This window comes from Rahnella victoriana (assembly GCF_021276285.1).
In the GTDB taxonomy this organism is placed as follows: Bacteria; Pseudomonadota; Gammaproteobacteria; order Enterobacterales; family Enterobacteriaceae; genus Rahnella; species Rahnella victoriana.
In genome coordinates this window covers 3945934-3966054 of sequence record NZ_CP089919.1, presented here as the reverse complement: position 1 = coordinate 3966054, position 20121 = coordinate 3945934, and the positions used below count along the sequence as shown (strand labels likewise).

Here is a 20121-nt window from a genome sequence, read left to right as displayed (position 1 = left end):
GAAGTTTCGCTATTCTAACCCGATATCCGGCCTGAAGTGGTAAACTTGCTTTCCACCCTGCCTGACGACTATCTCACTGAATTTGATGAATTCCCCATGATTAAGGTGTGCACGTTTTATGATTATGGCCTACACTGTATGTTGTAACTAACTGGAGGATGTATGGCGGATTATGATTTGATTGCCCGGATGAACGGCTGTTTTAATGAGCTTGAACTGGCACTGCACGATCTGGGGAATTTCCTGAATCAGCTGGAATTATTGCAGGCACGGGTCTTTGCCCTGCCCGAAATAGTGAAAGGTGAAGAGCATAATCCTGCGGATAAAATCAGCGTGACACCGCACACCGGTGAAGCCGCACAAACACTGGCGTTACAACATTTTCAGCGCCTGTTCATTCATCATAATAATGAAAATGTCAGCAGTAAATCGGCAGTACGCTTGCCCGGCGTGCTGTGTTATGCCGTTGATCCTGCGGAACATCAGTCCGCCCTGCTGCTGATAGAAGAAGTGAATAAACTCAAAGCCGAGCTGGAACATATTGTCACCGTTGAATCGGGTCTTGCCCGTGAACAACGCTTTGAGTTTGTGCATACCCACCTTCGCGGCCTGATCACCCTGAATGCTTACCGTTCGGTGACCTGGCTGAATGATCCGGATTCCGTGCGCTTTGGCTGGGCAAACAAGCACATTATAAAAAATGTGACCCGCGATGAAGTGCTGGCACAACTGGAAAAAAGCCTGAATGCCGGACGGGCGGTCTCGCCTTATACCCGGGAGCAATGGATGGAGAATATTAACCGCGAAATGAATGATGTGAAGCGACTGCCGGAACATGCGGCGCTCAAATTTAAACGGCCGGTGAAAGTGCAACCCATTGCCCGCGTGTGGTATCGCAACAGTCAGAAACAGGTGCAACATCCCTGCCCGCTGCCCCTGATTGCATTATGTCTGCGTTCGCCAATGATGCAGGTACCGAAGCTGGGAGTATTGCCGGATTATGATGTCACGATGATCAAACACAAATACAAACCGCAGTCGCAGCCGCTGAGTCTGCTGATTAAACGCCTGCACCTTTATACCGATCATCCTTTATAAATCAGCCACAAAAAAGGTCCGGTTTCCCGGACCTCATGTCATCATCAGCAATATGGTACTTATGCCTTCATGCTGCCTACCATTGCTTCCGGACGCACCCATTCGTCGAACTGTTCTTCGGTCAGATAACCCAGTTTCAGCGCCGACGCCTTAAGGGTCAGCCCTTCTTTATGGGCTTTCTTGGCGATTTCCGCCGCCTTGTCATAGCCGATATGCGTATTCAGCGCCGTCACCAGCATCAGCGATTCGTTAAGCAGTTGCGTGATACGGTCACGGTTAGGTTCGATACCAACCGCGCAATGCTCGTTAAAACCGTTCATGCCATCCGCCAGCAAACGGACAGATTGCAGGAAATTGTGGATCACCAGCGGACGGAACACGTTCAGCTCAAAGTTACCGGATGCGCCGCCGATATTGACCGCCACGTCGTTACCCAGCACCTGCGCGCAGAGCATGGTCATGGCTTCGCACTGCGTCGGGTTCACTTTGCCCGGCATGATGGAACTGCCCGGTTCGTTCTCCGGAATCGAGATCTCGCCAATGCCGCAACGCGGGCCGGAAGATAACCAGCGCACATCGTTGGCGATTTTCATCAGTGACGCCGCAAGCCCCTTCAGCGCACCGTGGCCGTGAACCAGCGCATCGCAGGTGGCCAGCGCTTCGAATTTATTCGGTGACGTCACAAACGGCTGTCCGGTCAGTTCAGCCAGTGCTTTTGCCACACGCACCGCGTATTCCGGATGGGTATTCAGCCCGGTACCGACCGCCGTGCCGCCCAGCGCCAGCTCGGCAATATGCGGAATACTGTTTTCGATGTGCGTCAGGCTGTGCGCCAGCATCGCCACCCAGCCGGAAATCTCCTGCCCAAGTGTCAGCGGTGTGGCGTCCTGTAAATGCGTACGGCCAATTTTTACGATGTCGCGATAGGCTGTGGCTTTGTCGAAGAGTGTTTTATGCAGCACCTTCAGTTGCGGGATCAACGTTTCGCGCAGTTCAATCACCGCCGCGACGTGCATGGCCGTCGGGAAAACATCGTTCGAGCTTTGGCTTTTATTCACATCATCGTTCGGGTGAACTTTACGTTCTTCCCCGCGCACGCCGCCGAGAATTTCACTCGCCCGGTTGGCCAGCACTTCATTCATGTTCATGTTGGTCTGGGTGCCGGAACCGGTCTGCCAGATGGACAGCGGGAATTCGGCAGAATGTTTGCCAGCCAGCACTTCATCGGCGGCGGCAATAATGGCGTTGGCCCGCTCTTCCGGCAGCAGTCCCAGATCCATATTGACACTGGCTGCCGCGCGTTTGGTGAGTGCCAGCGCGTGGATCAGCGCCGTGGGCATTTTTTCAGAGGAAATACGAAAATGCTCGAGGGAACGTTGTGTTTGCGCGCCCCATAGCTTATCTGCCGGAACATCAATTGGCCCCATTGAGTCTTTTTCAATGCGTATAGCTGCCATTACTGTCTCCTTAGCTGCTTATTTACGATGCAATTTACGGTGCTCTTTATGATAAAAAAGCGGATTCTGCAGGTGTTGTAAAATACCGCGCGCGCTCCCACGCATCCTCTCGCGGCCAATAGATTATAGTGACATATAAGCCAGACGTATAATTCGAACCGATCCCCATTCCGAAATTGCCCTTTCATCGCACTTTTTAGCGCTTCAATGTTGTAAACCCTGCTTTGTCATTGTCTACTAGGCGCAATATTTTCTATTCAGGATGAAGCAATGCAAAAGATGCATAACGGTGTACAAAACTACGCCTGGGGCAGCAAAGACGCGCTGACAAAACTCTACGGGATCACCGATCCGCAGAACCGTCCGATGGCCGAATTGTGGATGGGTGCCCATCCGAAAAGCAGTTCTCAGGTTGAGAATACCAGTGGTCAGACGATTTCCCTGCGTGATCAAATCACCGCCAGCCCCGATGAGCAGTTAGGTAAAAAAGTCGCCAGGCGTTTTGGCGAATTGCCTTTCCTGTTTAAAGTGCTTTGCGCCGATCAGCCTCTTTCCATTCAGGTTCACCCGAGTAAAGGTGCCGCTGAAATAGGTTATGCCAAAGAAAATGCCGCCGGAATTCCTCTGGACGCGGCTGAACGTAACTACAAAGATCCGAACCATAAACCTGAACTGGTCTACGCCCTGACGCCTTTCCAGGCGATGAACGGTTTCCGCGAGCTGCGCGACATTGTTTCCCTGCTGCAACCGGTCGCCGGTGCGCATCCGCTGATCGCCAGTTTCCTCAACTTCCCGGATGTCGATCACCTGCGCGCCCTGTTTGCGGGCTTGCTGAGTCTCGAAGGTGAAGATAAATCCCGTGCGCTGGATGTGCTGAAATCCGTGCTGGATGAACAACATGGCGAGCCGTGGGACACCGTCCGCAGTATTGGCGAATTCTATCCTGACGACAGCGGTCTGTTCTCTCCGCTGCTGCTGAACGTGATTACGCTGCAACCGGGCGAAGGCATGTTCCTGTACGCCGAAACCCCGCATGCTTATCTGAAAGGTGTCTCGCTGGAAGTGATGGCGAACTCAGATAACGTGCTGCGTGCCGGACTGACCCCGAAATACATTGATATCCCGGAACTGCTGGCGAACCTGAAATTCAACGCCAAGCCTGCCGGAGAGCTGCTGACCACGCCGGTGGCGAAAGGCGCGGAACTCAACTTCCCTATTCCGGTCGAAGACTTTGCGTTCTCGATCCACAGCCTGTCTGCACAACCTCAGACGCTGGAGCAGGACAGTGCAGCGATTGTTTTCTGTATCGAAGGTCAGAGCATTTTGGTAAAAGACCAGGAAACACTGGTGCTGAACCCTGGTGAATCCTGTTACCTGTCTGCCAGCGAATCGCCGGTGAATGTCAGCGGCAATGGCCGGATCGCACGGGTCTTCAATACACTCGGTTAAATGATCATTTGCTTAAACAAAACGGGGCTAACTGCCCCATTTTGATGATTTTTTTGCTGATTCAGCTACACTGAAGAAACTAATAACGCCGGAAGGCGTTTTTTATTTTCGGGACATTTCATAAGGATAAACAGAGATATGAAGAAGTCATTAGTCGCTGTAAGCGTCATTGTCGTCATTGGCGCGGCCTGGACAGGCGTCTCGTGGTATACGGGCAAACTGATCGAACAACATATGGATGAGCAGGTTGCCGCGGCCAACAGCCAGCTGCAAAGTGCGTATCCGAAAGCCGGTCTGAAAGTCAGCTATCAGGATTACCAGCGCGGGCTGTTCAGCAGCAAAATGCGTATCATGCTGCAACCTGAACCTGCCGCTGCCACCGCCGGCACCAGTGTGCTGAAAACCGGTGATGAAATTGCCTTCATCGAAACCATCGATCATGGTCCTTTCCCTGCCGCTCAGCTGAAAAAATTCAATCTGATCCCAAGCATGGCGTCCGTGCATTCAGAACTGCAAAATACGCCGACGGTGAAAGGCCTGTTTGATGTGACCAAAGGCAAATCGCTGGTCACCATTGATACGCGTGTTTCCTACAGTGGCGCGAGTGCTTCAGCCGCTGACATTATTCCGGTGACCTATCAGAAAGAAGACAGCGTGCTGGCCTTCTCCGGCGGTAAAATCAATGTCGATGTGGACAAAGACATGACCGCCATGAAGCTGGACGCGAACACCGACAGCATTGCCCTGACCTCGAAAAACCAGTGGGGACAGCTTGAGAAAGTCACTCTGGCCGGTTTCAGCATGGACAGCGACACCAAACAAGGTAAGTTCCAGGTTGGCGTGGGCGATCAGAACCTGACCGTTAAGCAAATTCTGGTGAACGTAGACGGTAAAGACGCCGGTTCTCTGGATAACTTCAAACTGGTGAGCAAATTCTCTGAAAACGGCAATAACATCGCCGGCCAGCAGGATTACACCATCGACGCGCTGAAAATTCAGGGTGCGGATTTCGGTTCAGCCAAACTGACCCTCAAGCTGGATAAACTGGATGGTGCTGCAATGAAGCAATTCGCAGACAACTATAACCAGCAATCCCGCGCCCTGCTGTTGCAGCAAGGCCAGCTTGATCCGGCCATCTATCAGCAGCAGGCCGCAGATTTACTGCTGGCTAACCTGCCATTGCTGCTGAAAGGCAATCCGAGCATCAGCGTTGCGCCGCTGAGCTGGAAAAACAGCAAAGGCGAAAGCAGCTTCACCCTGCAACTGGATCTGAAAGATCCGGCCGCAACACCGGCACCGACACAGGATCAGATGTTGTCTCAGCTGGTGAACAAAGTGGATGCGAAGCTGACCATTCCGTTGCCGATGGCGACACAGGTCACCACGCAGGTTGCGCAGCTGGAAGGCTACAGCGCTGACGATGCGGCGAAACTGGCTCAGCAGCAGGTTCAGGGTCTGGCCGCAATGGGTCAGATGTTTAAACTGACTACCGTGAAAGACGACACCATTTCCAGCACGTTCCATTACGCTGACAATCAGGTTGACCTGAATGGCCAGAAAATGACCTTGCAGGAATTTGCAGGTCTGTTCGGGATCCTGGGCGGGCCAGCAGCGCCAGCACCGACTCCGGAGCAGGAAACGCCAGTGGTTCCGACCCCCGCGCCAGCTCAGTAACTGTTTTTACTCCTCCCCTGCAAAGGGGAGGAGTAATGTATCCCTCCCGATCCCAAAGGATTTCAGGCGTGACCACCCCCACCGACCTTCTCCGTCTGCACGACGTCTCATTTACGCGCAATAATATCCCTTTACTGGAACCGGTTTCACTCTCGCTGGAACCCGGTGAATTCACATTACTGACCGGCCCCTCTGGCAGCGGGAAAAGCACGCTGCTGAAGATTATTGCGTCATTGCAAAATCCGACCGGCGGTAAGGTTTATTTCAAAGGCGAAGACATTGCGCAGATCAAACCCGAAGTGTACCGGCAGCGCGTATCTTATTGCTTTCAGACGCCCTCGCTGTTTGGTGAAACGGTTTACGATAATCTTGCCCTGCCTTATCAGATCCGCAATAAAAAACCTGATGAAGAACAAATGCGTAACTGGCTGGAACGGGTGAAGTTATCCGCAGACATGCTCACCAAACGCACGCAGGAACTGTCCGGCGGCGAGAAGCAACGTGTTGCCCTGCTGCGGAATTTACAGTTTATGCCGGATGTTTTATTGCTGGATGAAATCACCAGCGCGCTGGATGAAGAGAATAAAATCAATATCAACGACATCATCGCCGGACTGGTGGAAAAAGAGCAGATCGCCGTCTTGTGGGTGAGCCATGATACGAACGAGATCCGCCACGCCAAACACGTCATTACCCTGACCCGCCATTCACAAGGGAGTGCGGTTCATGAATGAGCATAATATTACCAATCAGTCTCTGGCCCTCGCGCTGATCCTGGTGGTTGTCGCCCTGCTGGTCAGCAAGAAAGAAAAACTCGGACTGGAAAAGGACATCATCTGGAGCGTTGGCCGCGCCATCGTGCAGTTAGTGATTGTCGGTTATGTCCTGAAGTCTGTTTTTGATATCAATAACAGCCTGTTAACGGTTCTGATGGTGCTGTTTATCTGCGTCAATGCCGCGCTGAATGCGAAGAAACGCAGCCGCAATATCGATAACGGATTTATCATTTCGTTTATCGCCATTACCGTCGGCACCATCCTGACGTTAGCGATCCTGATCCTCAGCGGATCCATAGAGTTCCTGCCGATGCAGGTGATCCCGATTTCAGGGATGATTGCCGGAAATGCGATGGTTGCGGTGGGATTGTGTTACAGCAATCTGAACCAGCGTTTTCTCGATAACCAGCAAAAAATCCTCGAGATGCTGAGCCTCGGCGCACCGGTGAAAATGGCCTCTGGCCGGATTATCCGTGACAGTATTCGTGCCGCGATGATCCCGACCATCGATGCGGCGAAAACCGTGGGAATTGTCAGTTTGCCGGGCATGATGTCAGGTTTGATTTTTGCCGGGATCGACCCGGTCAAAGCCATCAAATATCAGATAATGGTCACGTTTATGCTGCTGGCGACCGCCAGTCTATCGACGATTATTGCCGGTTATCTGGCGTATAAACGTTTTTATAATGACCGTGCGCAGCTGCGCGATTTGACGTCATCGTAATCGTATCAGCGTGCCCGTCCGCTTCACCGTGTCGGGCATGCCGTGCATCCGGCGTTATAAGTCGGACAACACCTGACGCAGGTTGACTTCGCCGGCGGCTTCATCGTCAAGATCCAGCACCCCTTCCAGATCATCCAGATGCTCCTGCATGATCGCCGCCGCATGGGTGTTATCACCGGCCTCCAGTGCATCAATAATGGCCTGATGCTCATCACACTGGCAGGAAGGCACTTCGTTACGCTGATAAAGCGCCACAATCAGTGAGCTGCGCACCATCAGGTTAGCCAGAATTTCACTCAGTACGTCGTTCCCGCAGATCTCGCCGAGAATAAGATGAAACTCGCTTAATTCACGCACGATAGCGCGGCGATCTTCTGACTGCGCGGCGTCACGTTCGCCACGCAAATGGGTATTGATTCGATGCCGGTGACGGCGGATCACATCCGCCCCGATGCTTTCGACAATCGCACGCTCAATGGCGCGGCGGGCAATAAACACTTCACGCGCTTCTTTGGCCGTCGGCTGCGCCACCATCGCACCCCGGTTCGGCTCGATGGTGACGACGCGCTGCATCGCCAGACGCTGTAACGCCACCTGAACATGGTTGCGGTTGGCACTGAGCGCGTCAACCAGCTGAGATTCCACCAGGCGGGTTCCCGGACGCAGGCGTTGCCGGGCGATAGCTTTAGACAGAACGTCGACAATGCGCTGAACTTCCAGCTGCTTGGCGGTTGTAGTTTGAGTACTCATGGATTGCTAAATGGCCTCTCTCTGGCGGTTTCCGTGCAACCTACCACCAACGGTTCCCGTTCGTCATTAGTAAATGACGTGCTGTTTCAAATCATTCAAAAAAATGCAACGAAATAGCACATAGTATTCATCAAAATTATCATTCCAGCACGCATTCCCAATACCCTGTTTACGACCTTACGTATCCTTGCAGCACCTCAGGCTACACAGCGTCATGTTATGAAGCTGTCAGGCGTGCAGGCCAACGTATTGAAAACAGGACCATAATGAAACAGACACTCTTGAAACACTTACTTAATTTTGTGTTATTAGCACTGGGCGCAGTAAGTACCGCACTGGTCATCTGGCTGGATGTGGCGATCTTTAAAGACGGAGTGCAGGAAATCTCCGCCACTGAAATTCTTCAGGAACTGACCTTGCTGGCCATCAGCGCACTCTTTTTCCTGCAAGCCAGAAAACATCCCGCCTTACGCGGTGGCATGATCCTGATCGGGGGGTTTTTCGGTTGTATGCTGATCCGCGAACTCGATGCCGTCTTTGACCTGATCCATTATGGCTCATGGGTCTATTTCGCCAGTCTGCTCGCCGTCTATTGCGTCGGCTGGGCTTGTATCACACCGAAAACCAGTGTGCGCGGGCTGTCCGCTTTTCTGGCGCACCCGGCCTGCCATTATATGGTGTGCGGACTGGTTCTGATTCTGGTGTTTTCCCGCGTCTTTGGCATGAACATGATCTGGAAAGTCGTGATGCAGGGTGAATATGTGCGTACGGTAAAAAATATCGTCGAAGAAGGCACCGAACTGATGGGGTATCTGTTGTGTCTGGGGTCTGCCGTGGCCTTCTGGCAACGCAGCGAACCGCTGAAAACCCTGTAATAATAATCTGTAAGCCCGCCCGCACAGGGCAGGCTTTTTTACCCTGCAATCTTACCAAACCAACCCTGAACCGGTAACTCCGCCACCTGCTGAATCAGTGTCAGCAAGGGTTCGCACGGATGCGCCGGGTCCAGACCCCGCAACTGGCGCAAAAATGTCAACGCGGCTTCCGGCGAGGGGAATCTTTCCGGTTGCGTGAAATACAAATACAGCGCCAGTACCGCGACCGAACGACTGCGTCCACCCCGGCAATGCACCAGCACATTAGCAGCACGGTGCGGCGGATAGCTTACTTTACCGGGGCTGGCCTGCCCGAGTAATCCATCCAGCGCCAGCACACCGGCCAGCAGATGATTTGCCGTATTTCCCGCCCCATCAATCAGCCCGATCTGGGTACGCCGCAGCCAGGTGCCATCCGGCAAGGCCAGATCGCCGAGTTGCAGATTCACTGCCATATTCAGTGCCGACGTAATGTTGTGCTGATGCAACAGATACGCATCTTGCGCCGCCGGACCGTTACCCAGATACAGCCAGCGGTGGACTTGTCCGGTGACCGGCACCAGTTTAATCAATAAAGGTCTGCCGTCTTCTTCCTGTTCGGCCTGTCTTCGTGTCATTTGTAGGGAATCAGTCATTATCATCTTCCTGACATCAGTGATTTCCTGCACGGTAACACATTAGAAAACCTCAAACCTTCGCATGATGAACATTTTAATCACTTCATAAAGCCGGACACGCCACGGTACGTTGCCGTATGTGATTTTTTGCGAGACGTCGCGGAGGAAAACATCATCCGTCTGATTATGCCCGGTAAACCGTTCAATATGCGGATTCGTGGGAACACGAAATGGCGGAGGCGGCGGAAAATTGTGAAGCAGCTTCCTGATTAAAAAGAATCATAAATGATTACTTTTCATTTGAACAAAGAGTAATCATACTTCACCGCAAGGAAAGCGATTGTGTGCGACGTGACGATCATTCGCAATGCACGTAAGGAACTTGAAAAACTGCCTCCCACGCTTTACGCGGCTATGCTCGGCGCGGTCGATGAACTGGGAGTCTACGGGCCAGCATTACAGGATCCACAGGTTCGTTATATTGGAAATGGAATACGCGAAGTCCGGGTGAGCAGTAGTGACGGCCTTGGCCGGGCGTTTTATTTTTTTATGAAGGGAAGACGTATCTACATCGTTCATATTCTTCATAAAAAAACGGAGAAAACACCCCGACACGATGTAGAACTCGCCATTGAACGCATGAAAACAATCAAAAGGAATGAATATGAAAGACGATGATGATGACTATGAGCTGATCCCCTTCAGCGTCGTGAAAGCCGAAGCACTCAGGGATCCTGAAGTTGCTGCTGCCTACGCGGCTCTCAAGCTTCATAAGCAGATGGTCGCGCAGCTGAAAGAATCACGTTTGCAAGAATCCCTGACGCAGGAAGATATCGCCCGCCGCACCGGGCTGAAAAAGCAAAACATCAGTCGTCTGGAAAGTGGCGCGGTGTCTCCCACACTCAACACGCTCAGCCGTTATGCCGTCGCCCTCGGCGGCACCTTTGAATTTAAAAAGATCCACTGATCCTGCTGTGCGCACCATACGCGGCGATAAACTCCCCGGCAATCGCTACGGCAATTTCTGCCGGGAGTTTGCCTCGCACATCGGGCAACCCCACCGGACATCGCATGCTTGCCAGTTGCTCCCCGGTAATTCCTTTCCCTGATAACCGGTAATCGAAGCGTTTCCGTTTGGTCTCTGAACCGATCAGCCCGAAATAACGGAAATCCCCCCGCTTGAGGATGCGCTCGCTGAGGGCAAAATCCAGCTGATGATCATGGGTCAGCACCATGAAATAGCTGTCTGCGGGCATCTGCGCCACGGTGCCTTCCGGTTCCTCATCAATGATGCAGGTGATATGCGGATCGACCTGCGCGGGAAACTCGCTGGCGCGGGCATCCACCCAGGTGATACGGCACGGTAAGGTGCTGAGAATGTTCACCAGCGCCCGCCCGACATGCCCTGCGCCATATACCACAACATGCGGCTGCGGTTGCCCGAGCGGTTCGAGCAACACTGACGCTATGCCTCCGCAGCATTGTCCCAGCCGCGCCCCTAATGAAAAACGTTCGAAGCGGCTGGATGTCGCCCCCTGCTGCAACATCTCGCGGGCAATGGCCATGACCTGAAACTCAAGATTGCCGCCGCCCAGCGTATAAAATTGCTCGCTGGCGGTGATCAGCATTTTGCTGCCTGCATCGCGCGGCGTGGAACCTTGCTGATCAACCAGCGTCGCCAGCACACAAGGTTCGCCGCGACGTTGTAAATCATGTAAACGGGTCACCCAGTCATCAGTGCGCATCAGAACCTCCGTTAGCCCGTGACATTGCTGTTTAGCGCAGCATCAAAAGTGACAACGTCACCTGTGAAACGTAACTGATTCACCCCATTCAGCACCCTTTCCGGCGTGGCAGGCGCATCGATATGCGGATGAACGCGGTAATTTGCCAGACTGGCGACCGCATCTTTGATCGCGCACCAGACCGAAATCCCCAGCATAAAAGGCGGCTCGCCCACGGCCTTGGAATGGAAAACGGTGTCTTCCGGGTTTTTGCGGTTCTCCACCAGCCTGACACGTAAATCCTGCGGAATATCGCCAATCGCCGGGATCTTATACGCCGCCGGACCGCTGGTCATCAGGCGTCCTTTGTCGTTCCATACCAGTTCTTCGGTGGTCAGCCAGCCCATGCCCTGCACGAAACCGCCTTCAACCTGACCAATATCAATCGCCGGATTCAGCGAGTCGCCGACGTCATGCAGAATATCCGCACGCAGCAACTTGTATTCGCCGGTCAGCGTATCGACCAGCACTTCCGCGCAGGCCGCGCCGTAGGAGAAGTAGTAGAATGGATGCCCGGCTGCTTTGCTGCGGTCATAGAAAATCTTCGGCGTTTTGTAATAACCGGTGCTGGAAAGCGGCACCTGATTCAGCCAGCACTGGGTAGCGATCTGCCCGAAACTGAAATATTGCTCTTTAACCCGCACCTGACTGTTGCTGAACACAATGTCCTTTTCCTGCGCATCATGCTGTCGCATCAGCATCTCAACCATGCGCCCTTTAATGATTTCGGCCGCGTTTTGTGCGGCTTTCCCGTTAAGATCCGCACCGGAGGAGGCTGCGGTCGGCGAGGTGTTAGGCACTTTGCCGGTATCGGTCGCGGTGATCTGAATAGCGCTGATATCAACCTGAAACACTTCCGCCACCACCTGCGCCACTTTGGTATTCAGCCCCTGTCCCATCTCGGTGCCGCCGTGATTAAGCTGAATACTGCCGTCGGTATACACCAGCACCAGAGCGCCCGCCTGATTGAGGAAACTGGCGGTGAAGGAGATGCCGAATTTTACCGGCGTCAGCGCCAGACCCTTTTTCAGATAACGGTTGCGGTGGTTAAACTCTGTGACAGCGTCACGTCTTGCGGTGTATTCCGCGCTGTCTTCCAGTTGCTGAGTCATTTCCTGCAACAGATTTTGCCCCACCGGCTGGTGATAATGCGTAACGTTGCGGCTTTCCTGACCGTAGTAATTGTTTTTACGCACTGTCAGCGGATCCAGCCCCAGTTCGCGGGCGATGTGATCGACAATGTGCTCAATCGCCACTATCCCCTGCGGGCCGCCAAATCCGCGGTACGCCGTATTCGAGGCCATATTGGTTTTACAGCGATAACCGGTAATCAGCGCATCACCGAGGTAATAGGCATTATCAGAATGGAACATGGCACGATCGACGATAGATCCGGACAGATCCAGCGAATAACCGCAGTTGGCCGCCAGTTTGATATCGATCCCATGAATGATGCCCTCATCGGTAAAGCCGACGTCATAACTGACGTGAAAAGGATGGCGCTTGCCGGTGATCAGCATGTCATCCTGACGGGCCAGACGCATTTTCGCGGGGCGTCCGGTGAGGTGCGCCGCCAGGGCCGCCAGACATGCGGTGCCTGCCGCCTGTGTTTCTTTGCCACCAAATCCCCCGCCCATGCGGCGCATATCAACCACCACTTTATGCATCGGCACACCCAGTACCGACGCGACCAGCTTTTGCACTTCTGTCGGATGTTGCGTCGAGCTGTACACCAGCATCGCGCCATCTTCACCCGGCATGACGGAAGCAATCTGCGTTTCGAGATAAAAATGCTCCTGACCGCCAATTTCCAGTTCACCCTGCAAACGGTGCGGCGCACAGGCCAGCGCCATTTCGGCGTCACCCCGTTTATGCTGGTGCGGTTCTTCCACGTAATGTTCCAGCGCCAGCGCCTGTTTGACCGTCAGTACCGCGTCGCGTGGCTGATACTCCACTTTCGCCAGGGCCACCGCTGCGCGTGCGGCTTCCATTGACGTTGCGGCAACCACCAGCACAATCTGGCCAACATACTGCACCGTGCCCTGCGCCATCAGCGGATCACCGTGAGTCAGTGGCGCGATGTCCGGATTGCCCGGCACATCGCCGGCAGTCATTACCCGCACCACGCCCGGTACGCCATAACAAGGTTCGGTATCGATGGACACAATATCCGCGTGAGCGTGCGGACTGAGCAGCGGCACAAGATGCAACTGATTGGGGAATTCCAGCCGGTCGTCGACATACACCGCCTCGCCGCTGACATGTTTATCCGCGCTTTCGTGTTTCTGGCTTTTGCCGACGCCGCTCTGCAGACCTGCGCGAAAACGGGCTTCCATCTCAGCCTGAGAAAGTAAGGGTTTGGATTCAGACATAGTGTGTTACCCGCATCAGAGTTTCCGGAGACGTCATTTCGATATGGCAGCGGCGCAGCAGATTTTTCGCCACCTGCATGCGATATTCGCGGCTGGCGCGGAAATCACTGATCGGCGTGAAATCCAGATCCAGCGCCTGACAGGCTTGCTCAACCGTCGCCGTTTGCCACGGCTGGCCGAGTAACTGTGCCTCGCAATACCCAGCCCGCTTGGCCACTTCCGCCATGCCGCCAAACGCCACGCGGGCATGCACCACCACGCCGTTTTGCACTTCAATATGCAACGCCGCGCACACCGCTGAAATATCGTCTTCCAGCCGTTTCGACACTTTATAGACCCGCAACTGGCGGTCAACGGAGGTGTTGCGCGGGATGCGTATTTGTTCGATAAATTCGCCGGGCTGTAACGCCGTTTTGCGATACCCGAGGAAGAACTGATCGAGCGGTAATTCCCGCTGTGTTTCTCCGCGACGCAGTAACAGCGACGCGCCGAGCGCCAGTAACACAGGGCCGCCGTCGCCGATGGGCGAAGCGTTAGCGATGTTGCCGCCAAAAGTGCCCTGATGACGAATTTGCTGCGAGGCAAAACGTTCAAGCAGTTCGCCAAACGCCGGGAATTCATCGTGCAAAACTGGCATACAGGTGCTGAGCGGTGTCGCCGCGCCAATATGAATTGCCTGACCGGTCAGCGTAATCGCGTTGAGTTCAGGGATATGACTGAGGGAAATCAGTTTCGGGATACGCTGGTAACGCTGCGTGACTTCCAGCGCCAGATCGGTGCCGCCAGCCACCAGCCGGGAATCCGGTTGGGCCAGATAACGTTCTGCCAGTTCATCCACCGTGACCGGTTGATCAGTGGCAGATATCGCGCGGAGTTTTTCCAGCGTCTGCCGGGTATCTGCATCAAACTGATCCGGCTGCGGCGCTTCACAAATGGCTTTCGCCGCGTCCATGATCGGCCGGTAACCGGTGCAGCGGCAAAGGTTGCCGGAAAGGGTTTCCTGCACGCCTTCCACGGAGAAAACGGGGTTACTTTTTTCCATCGCAAACAATGACATCACAAAACCCGGCGTACAGAATCCGCATTGCGAGGCGTGGTTATCGACCATCGCCTGCTGCACATGATGCAGTTCACCATGATGTTTAAGATCTTCCACCGTGATCAGTTGCTTACCATGCACGGCAGGCATAAAGGTCAGACAGGCATTGACGGCGCAGTATTGCAGCGTATCGCCCTGCGCTTCAGCAAGCACCACGGTACAGGCACCGCAGTCACCGGAGGCGCAACCTTCTTTGGTACCGCAACGGCCCGCCTCACGGCGCAGATACTGTAATACCGTCGTGTCATCGGGCAGATTTTCTGTGTGGATCCTGCCGTTCATCAGAAATTGGATCATGATCATATCCTTCAAAAATCACTGGTTTGCTCCCTCCCCTGCGAAGGGGAGGGTCGGGGTGGGGTTTCAAAGCAAAATCAAAAAGTTGATGTGTGCTTTGACCGGGTGTCAGCCCTTAATACCCCCTCCCGTCCTCCCCCTTCGCAGGGGGAGGAGCAAAGGCTTTACAGCCATTCAGAATCAGTGTCGTGACCTCATCGATAATGTGCTCACGCGCCTGGTCATCGCCTTCAAAATTGCCGTACATGTGTTTCACCTGCACCGCGAAATCGGCGTAATACTGCGTGACTGCCCAGATATGCATGATGAACAGACGGGCATCCAGCGCACGGATTTTGCCCTGTACGATCCACTGATGGATCAGGTTCTCTTTGCCAATAATGTTCTGTGTGGCCTGCGGCCAGTATTTCTGCAAATAGTGACCGCCGCCGAGCACCTCACTGGTGAAAATGCGTGACAGCTCCGGCTGATCAAACGAGAAATTCAGCTTGTTACGGATATAGCGGCTGAGCACCGCCTGCGGTTCGCTGAGTGACGGGTCGAACTGAATGATATCGCCCCAGACTTTCAGCACTTTTTGCAGCAGTTCTTCGTACAGTTCTTCTTTGCCCGCGATGTAATAATGCAGCTGGGCCTTTTTGATCCCCGCCCGTTGAGCGATAGCCTGCGTGGTCGCACCCTGAAAACCCTTTTCGCTGAACTCTGCAATCGCTGCCGCGTGGATATTTTCCAGCGTGCGTTCACGGGCAATGCGGACTTTGCCGCCGGTATCATTGTTCATCATGCTGATAGCGCCTCCTGCCGGGCATCCCGGGCATAAACCCGCTCGCCGTCCACGTAGGTGCAATACACATTGCGGTCATCACCCAGCGTCATCAGCACAAACAGCTTTTCGGCCAGCGTTTTGCTGTTGGTCGCGCGTAATTTTTGCAACGCGCTGACACCCGGTTCGAGCACCACGAAATCGGCTTCCTTCCCGGCGTTGAAATTGCCAATTTTGTCGTCAAGATGCAGCGCCCGCGCACCGCCCAGCGTGGCGTGATAGAAGGCTTCAAATGCGGATAAGCGGTAACGCTGAAGCTGACCGACTTTGTAGGCTTCCGACAACGTTTCCAGCATGTTGAATGTGGTGCCCGCACCGACGTCCGTCCCCATGCCGACGCGGATTTGCTTCTGCCAGGATTTCTGCAAATTGAACAGCCCGCTGCCCAGAAACAGATTGGAGGTCGGACAAAAAGCGATGGTGGAATCCGTGTCATGCAGACAATCCCACTCGCAGTCATCCAGATGCAGACAATGCGCAAACACGCAGCGTTCGCCGGTCAGGCCGTACTGATGATAAACGTCGAGATAATGCAGATGTTCAGGATGCATCTCTTTTACCCACGACAATTCAGCGACGTTTTCGCTGAGATGGGTATGCATGTAAACATCCGGAAATTCCTGCCGGAGCATACGCACTTTTTGCAGCAGTTCCGGCGAAGACGTCGGCGCAAAACGTGGCGTCAGCGCATAGCTCAGGCGCTGGCGGTTATGCCAGCGCGTAATCAACTGACGCGTATCGCGTTCACTGTCTTCCGGGGTTTCCAGCAGGGCGTCGGGGGCGTTTTTGTCCATCATTACTTTGCCCGCTACCAGGCGCATATTGATGTCCGAGGCTTCTTTAAATAAGGCATCGACTGACTGCGGATGCACGGTGCCAAACACCAGCGCGGTGGTGGTGCCGTTAAGCAGTAGCTGACTGATGAAGAATTTCGACATGCGCTTCGCGTAATCCGCGCAGTGATATTGTTGTTCGGTCGGGAAGGTGTAGCGCGTCAGCCATTCGAGCAGTTGCTCACCGTACGCGCCGATCATTTCGGTTTGCGGATAGTGGATATGGGTATCGACAAAGCCCGGCACGATCAGCTTGTCGCGATAATCGTCGATTTCCAGCGCGGCGGTTTTGTGTGCCAGCGCCAGCTTGCCCTCGCCTTCCTGCCAGCTTCCCAGCCAGACGATCGTCCCGCCGCTCAGCAGCATCAGGCCGTCTTCGATATAACGCACCTGCGCTTCAAAATCTTCCGGCGTTAACACCGGCTCACGGATATCGAAGAAATTTCCGCGGACGGCGCGGGTGATGATCTGACTCATGGCATGGTCCTTCTCTGCAACATTCTCGTTCATGATTGATAACAGAACATTTGCAAAGCTTATGCCAAATCTGACCGATCGGTCAGACCATCCGGATGTTTTTTATTTCAGCAGGACTTCGTACCGGGGATTGAACTCGTCAAAAATGGGTAGCGCCGCCGCACCCAGCGCAGCAGTGTCGCTGCCGGACATTCCCAGGCGGATACGCGCACTTTGCGCATAGCGGCTGCGCACCGAATTATACAATGGCGTCAGGCGCTTAATCAGCTTCTCCACCAGCGGCTTAGGCATGGTGCCGCCGATAATCACACTCTGCGCATCGAACACACATTCCATAATATTGATGGCCTGTAACGCCGGTTCGGCGGCAGTATCCAGCCATTTCTCGAACAGCGCCTCATCGACTTTCAGCAGATCTTCGGGCATGGCCGACATCGGATCCAGACCGCAGGCTTCGTACGCCGCCTGCAAAGAAACATAACGTTCAAGGCAGCCTTTGTTGCCGCAATAGCATTCTCGGCCGCCCGGTTGCACCACAATGTGGCCGACCTCGCCCGCATTGTGTGCATGACCGGTGTAAATCCGTCCGTCGGTGAAGATGCCCGCGCCCAGTCCGGTGCCGATATACAGATACACAAAAGACGATAATTGCTTGGCGACGCCGTGAAAGCGTTCACCGATCGCCGCCACCGTCGCATCGTTTTCCAGCGTGACCGGCCAGCCGGTCGCCGCGCTCAAACGCGCTTCAATATCAACGTTATCCCAACCGTGCAGCGTGGTCGGGCCTTGCGAGGAGATCCCCTCCACGCCAAACGGCCCCGGCATCACCACGCCCACCCCCAATATTTTTCGCCAGTCTATTTTCACCTGTTGGCGCATTTCTTGCAGAACCTGATCAATCAGAGCCAGCGTGGGCTCTGGCTGCGGTTTCTGCACATGGATCAGTTTGCGAAAGCGGACAGTCCCGGTGAGATCCACCAGCACAATCAGCAGCGACTGATGATCAAGATGGATGCCGATGGAATAGGCGCTGTCAGGATTGAGTGTCAGTGGCGTTGCTGGTTGACCACGTCCGCCCGCCCGGCGCGGCAGATGGGAGGACAGAATGCCCGCCTGCTCAAGTTCAGTGGCAATGTTGGAGACGGTCTGTGGTGTGAGCGACGTCAGCCGCGCGATTTCGGCGCGGGTCAGTTCACCATTAAGGCGAATGGCTTCGATCACCACCCGACGATTGTGCGCACGGGCGTGCTCAAGATTGGTGCCAGAAGTTGTTATCACGTCCCTCTCCACGGTGAAGACCTTGCGGGCAGTATGTGGCGTGTGATTACAGCAATCAAATTGATTTTATTAACCCGTCATACTTCGTATTGCAGATGCGTTGGCTGCGCGCACTCACCCCGGTCACATAGTTATCTCTGCTCCGGGGATTCGCGCACTTACCGCCTTTCTGCAACCCGAATTATTTAGGGTTAACCTGGGATGATGTGAATATGACGGTGCCATCACAGCTTTGAATGTTATTGGCATGTTAATAATAATCGCCAGTCACTATTCGCTTTCCAATGTTTTTAAGATTCACCTTCAGATCCAGTAGCACAATCCGGCAGGGACGCAGGGACTGGCAGAACTATGCCTTCCCATTTTTTTTAGCCGATTAAAGCAATCAAATTGATTTAATAAACTTAACCCTGTTTCGGAGAATGACGATGAGCCTACGATTTACCCCTGCGGCCACCTTGTGCGCCCTCTCTGCCCTGACGTTGGGATACACCGCCAGCGCGCTGGCCGACACCACACTCAGCGCCCTGTTTATGACTCAGGCGGCCTACAGCGAAGCGGATATCCGCGCGATGACGGCGGATTTCACCAAACAGCATCCCGACATCAAAGTGAATCTGGAATTTGTGCCGTATGAAGCGCTGCACGACAAAATCGTGGCCGCACGCGGTGCCGGTGATAAAGGCTATGACGTGGTGCTATTCGATGCCATCTGGCCTGCGGAATTTAACAAATACGGCCTGTTGCAGGATGTCACGGCGCGTATTCCGGCCGAAGAAAGCAACAAGATTTTTGACGGTGCCATTTCCACCGTGACCTACAAAGACAAACGCTGGGGAATGCCGTGGATCCTCGACACCAAATATTTGTATTACAACAAAGCCATGCTGGCCAAAGCCGGGATCACCACCCCGCCCGCCACCTGGGCTGACGTTGAAAAGCAATCTGCGATCCTGAAAGAAAAAGGCATCGTCAAATACCCGCTGGTCTGGAGCTGGTCGCAGTCGGAAGCGTTGTTGTGCGACTACACCACCCTGGTTTCCGCGTTTAAAGGTGATTTTTATAAAGACGGCAAGCTGAACTTCACCAATCCCGGCGCAATGAAAGCCATCAGCTACATGAAAGAGACGCTGGATAAAGGGCTGACCAACCCGAACTCGCGTGAGTATCTGGAAGAGGATGTGCGTAAATCCTTCTCCAACGGCGATGCCGCTTTCGCGCTGAACTGGACTTACATGTACAACATGGCGAACGACCCGAAACAGAGCAAAGTCGCCGGGGATGTTGGCGTGGTGCCTGCGCCGGGTGAAACCGCAGGCGGCGCGTCCGGCGTTAACGGATCGATGGGTCTGGGCATCGCCAAAGCCAGTGCGCATCCGGATCAGGCGTGGGAATACATCAGCTACATGACCTCGCAGCCGGTGCAGAACAAATACGCCAAACTGAGCCTGCCAATCTGGAAATCGTCTTATGAAGATCCGGCGGTGCAGAAAGATCAGGAGCAGCTGATTGCCGCAGCGAAAACCTCGCTGAATGTGATGCTGTCGCGCCCGGTGACGGCGGATTACTCCCGTCTTTCCAATATCTTGCAGCAAAACATTCAGGCGGTATTGCAGGGTAAAACCCCGGCACAGGACGGTATGGAAGCCGCGACCAAAGCCGCTGACCGTTTACGTTAAGTTTTAAAGCCAACACGACAATTAAGCCCGCCCGGTTTTGGCCGGACGGGCTGGGAAAA

Annotated in this window: 18 protein-coding genes; 9 read left to right on the top strand and 9 right to left on the bottom strand. The window is 54.1% G+C overall.

The window, feature by feature from the left end:
* Nucleotides 1-162 precede the first annotated feature (162 nt).
* Entirely contained in the window at nt 163-1098 is a 936-nt protein-coding gene (tus, locus tag J9880_RS18305; protein WP_095922049.1) for a DNA replication terminus site-binding protein, read from the top strand.
* Between the two features lie 59 nt (nt 1099-1157).
* Here the strand turns inward: tus and fumC are convergent, their stop codons facing one another.
* Nucleotides 1158-2555 carry a class II fumarate hydratase gene (gene fumC, locus J9880_RS18300; protein ID WP_119826068.1) on the bottom strand — a complete coding sequence of 466 codons (1398 nt, stop codon included), beginning with the start codon at nt 2553-2555 and terminating at the stop codon, nt 1158-1160.
* A gap of 270 nt (nt 2556-2825) precedes the next feature.
* Between fumC and manA the strand changes: the two genes are divergently transcribed.
* The 4 genes from manA to fetB all read left to right on the top strand — a co-directional run bounded on the left by manA (nt 2826) and on the right by fetB (nt 7178).
* Nucleotides 2826-4004: a mannose-6-phosphate isomerase gene (gene manA, locus J9880_RS18295; RefSeq protein WP_119826070.1), complete on the top strand. Its 1179-nt coding sequence runs from the start codon at nt 2826-2828 to the stop codon at nt 4002-4004.
* Between the two features lie 138 nt (nt 4005-4142).
* Nucleotides 4143-5678 (top strand): YdgA family protein, encoded by a 1536-nt coding sequence (locus tag J9880_RS18290; protein WP_232769730.1) that lies wholly within the window; start codon nt 4143-4145, stop codon nt 5676-5678.
* 68 nt (nt 5679-5746) lie between these two features.
* Complete coding sequence (gene fetA, locus J9880_RS18285; RefSeq protein WP_232769729.1) at nt 5747-6412, top strand: iron efflux ABC transporter ATP-binding subunit FetA; 666 nt, start codon at nt 5747-5749, stop codon at nt 6410-6412.
* Nucleotides 6405-7178, top strand: a complete 774-nt coding sequence (fetB, locus tag J9880_RS18280) for an iron efflux ABC transporter permease subunit FetB (protein WP_232769728.1) — start codon at nt 6405-6407, stop codon at nt 7176-7178. Before fetA ends, fetB begins: the two co-directional genes overlap by 8 nt.
* Before the next feature lie 54 nt (nt 7179-7232).
* On the opposite strand, the gene J9880_RS18275 is transcribed toward fetB, so the two are convergent.
* On the bottom strand, nt 7233-7928 hold the full coding sequence (locus tag J9880_RS18275; RefSeq protein WP_232769727.1) for a GntR family transcriptional regulator: 696 nt from the start codon (nt 7926-7928) through the stop codon (nt 7233-7235).
* 266 nt (nt 7929-8194) lie between these two features.
* On the opposite strand from J9880_RS18275, the gene J9880_RS18270 reads away from it, so the two are divergent.
* Nucleotides 8195-8803 (top strand): hypothetical protein, encoded by a 609-nt coding sequence (locus J9880_RS18270; RefSeq protein WP_131692806.1) that lies wholly within the window; start codon nt 8195-8197, stop codon nt 8801-8803.
* 38 nt (nt 8804-8841) lie between these two features.
* Here J9880_RS18270 and J9880_RS18265 read toward each other — a convergent pair whose 3' ends face one another.
* Complete coding sequence (locus J9880_RS18265; RefSeq protein ID WP_229921044.1) at nt 8842-9438, bottom strand: dual specificity protein phosphatase family protein; 597 nt, start codon at nt 9436-9438, stop codon at nt 8842-8844.
* A 324-nt stretch (nt 9439-9762) separates the two neighbouring features.
* On the opposite strand from J9880_RS18265, the gene J9880_RS18260 reads away from it, so the two are divergent.
* Together J9880_RS18260 and J9880_RS18255 are read left to right on the top strand one after the other, a co-directional pair.
* Nucleotides 9763-10098 carry a type II toxin-antitoxin system RelE/ParE family toxin gene (locus J9880_RS18260; protein WP_232769726.1) on the top strand — a complete coding sequence of 112 codons (336 nt, stop codon included), beginning with the start codon at nt 9763-9765 and terminating at the stop codon, nt 10096-10098.
* Entirely contained in the window at nt 10085-10387 is a 303-nt protein-coding gene (locus J9880_RS18255; protein ID WP_095922058.1) for a helix-turn-helix domain-containing protein, read from the top strand. Before J9880_RS18260 ends, J9880_RS18255 begins: the two co-directional genes overlap by 14 nt.
* On the opposite strand, the gene xdhC is transcribed toward J9880_RS18255, so the two are convergent.
* The 6 genes from xdhC to J9880_RS18225 all read right to left on the bottom strand — a co-directional run bounded on the left by xdhC (nt 10371) and on the right by J9880_RS18225 (nt 18380).
* A complete protein-coding gene (gene xdhC / locus J9880_RS18250) occupies nt 10371-11165 on the bottom strand; it encodes a xanthine dehydrogenase accessory protein XdhC (protein ID WP_232769725.1) in 795 nt (264 codons plus the stop codon). The genes J9880_RS18255 and xdhC overlap by 17 nt on opposite strands.
* A gap of 11 nt (nt 11166-11176) precedes the next feature.
* Entirely contained in the window at nt 11177-13576 is a 2400-nt protein-coding gene (gene xdhB / locus J9880_RS18245) for a xanthine dehydrogenase molybdopterin binding subunit (protein ID WP_232769724.1), read from the bottom strand.
* A complete protein-coding gene (xdhA, locus tag J9880_RS18240) occupies nt 13569-14972 on the bottom strand; it encodes a xanthine dehydrogenase small subunit (RefSeq protein WP_232769723.1) in 1404 nt (467 codons plus the stop codon). The genes xdhB and xdhA overlap by 8 nt, the downstream gene beginning before the upstream one ends.
* A gap of 115 nt (nt 14973-15087) precedes the next feature.
* On the bottom strand, nt 15088-15756 hold the full coding sequence (locus tag J9880_RS18235) for a TetR family transcriptional regulator C-terminal domain-containing protein (protein WP_119826088.1): 669 nt from the start codon (nt 15754-15756) through the stop codon (nt 15088-15090).
* Complete coding sequence (gene guaD / locus J9880_RS18230; protein ID WP_232769722.1) at nt 15753-17105, bottom strand: guanine deaminase; 1353 nt, start codon at nt 17103-17105, stop codon at nt 15753-15755. Before guaD ends, J9880_RS18235 begins: the two co-directional genes overlap by 4 nt.
* A 102-nt stretch (nt 17106-17207) precedes the next feature.
* The gene (locus J9880_RS18225) at nt 17208-18380 is read right to left on the bottom strand and encodes an ROK family transcriptional regulator (protein ID WP_195817518.1); all 1173 of its coding nucleotides are present in this window, start codon (nt 18378-18380) and stop codon (nt 17208-17210) included.
* Between the two features lie 431 nt (nt 18381-18811).
* Between J9880_RS18225 and J9880_RS18220 the strand changes: the two genes are divergently transcribed.
* Nucleotides 18812-20062 (top strand): extracellular solute-binding protein, encoded by a 1251-nt coding sequence (locus J9880_RS18220; RefSeq protein ID WP_095922064.1) that lies wholly within the window; start codon nt 18812-18814, stop codon nt 20060-20062.
* Nucleotides 20063-20121: the final 59 nt, after the last annotated feature.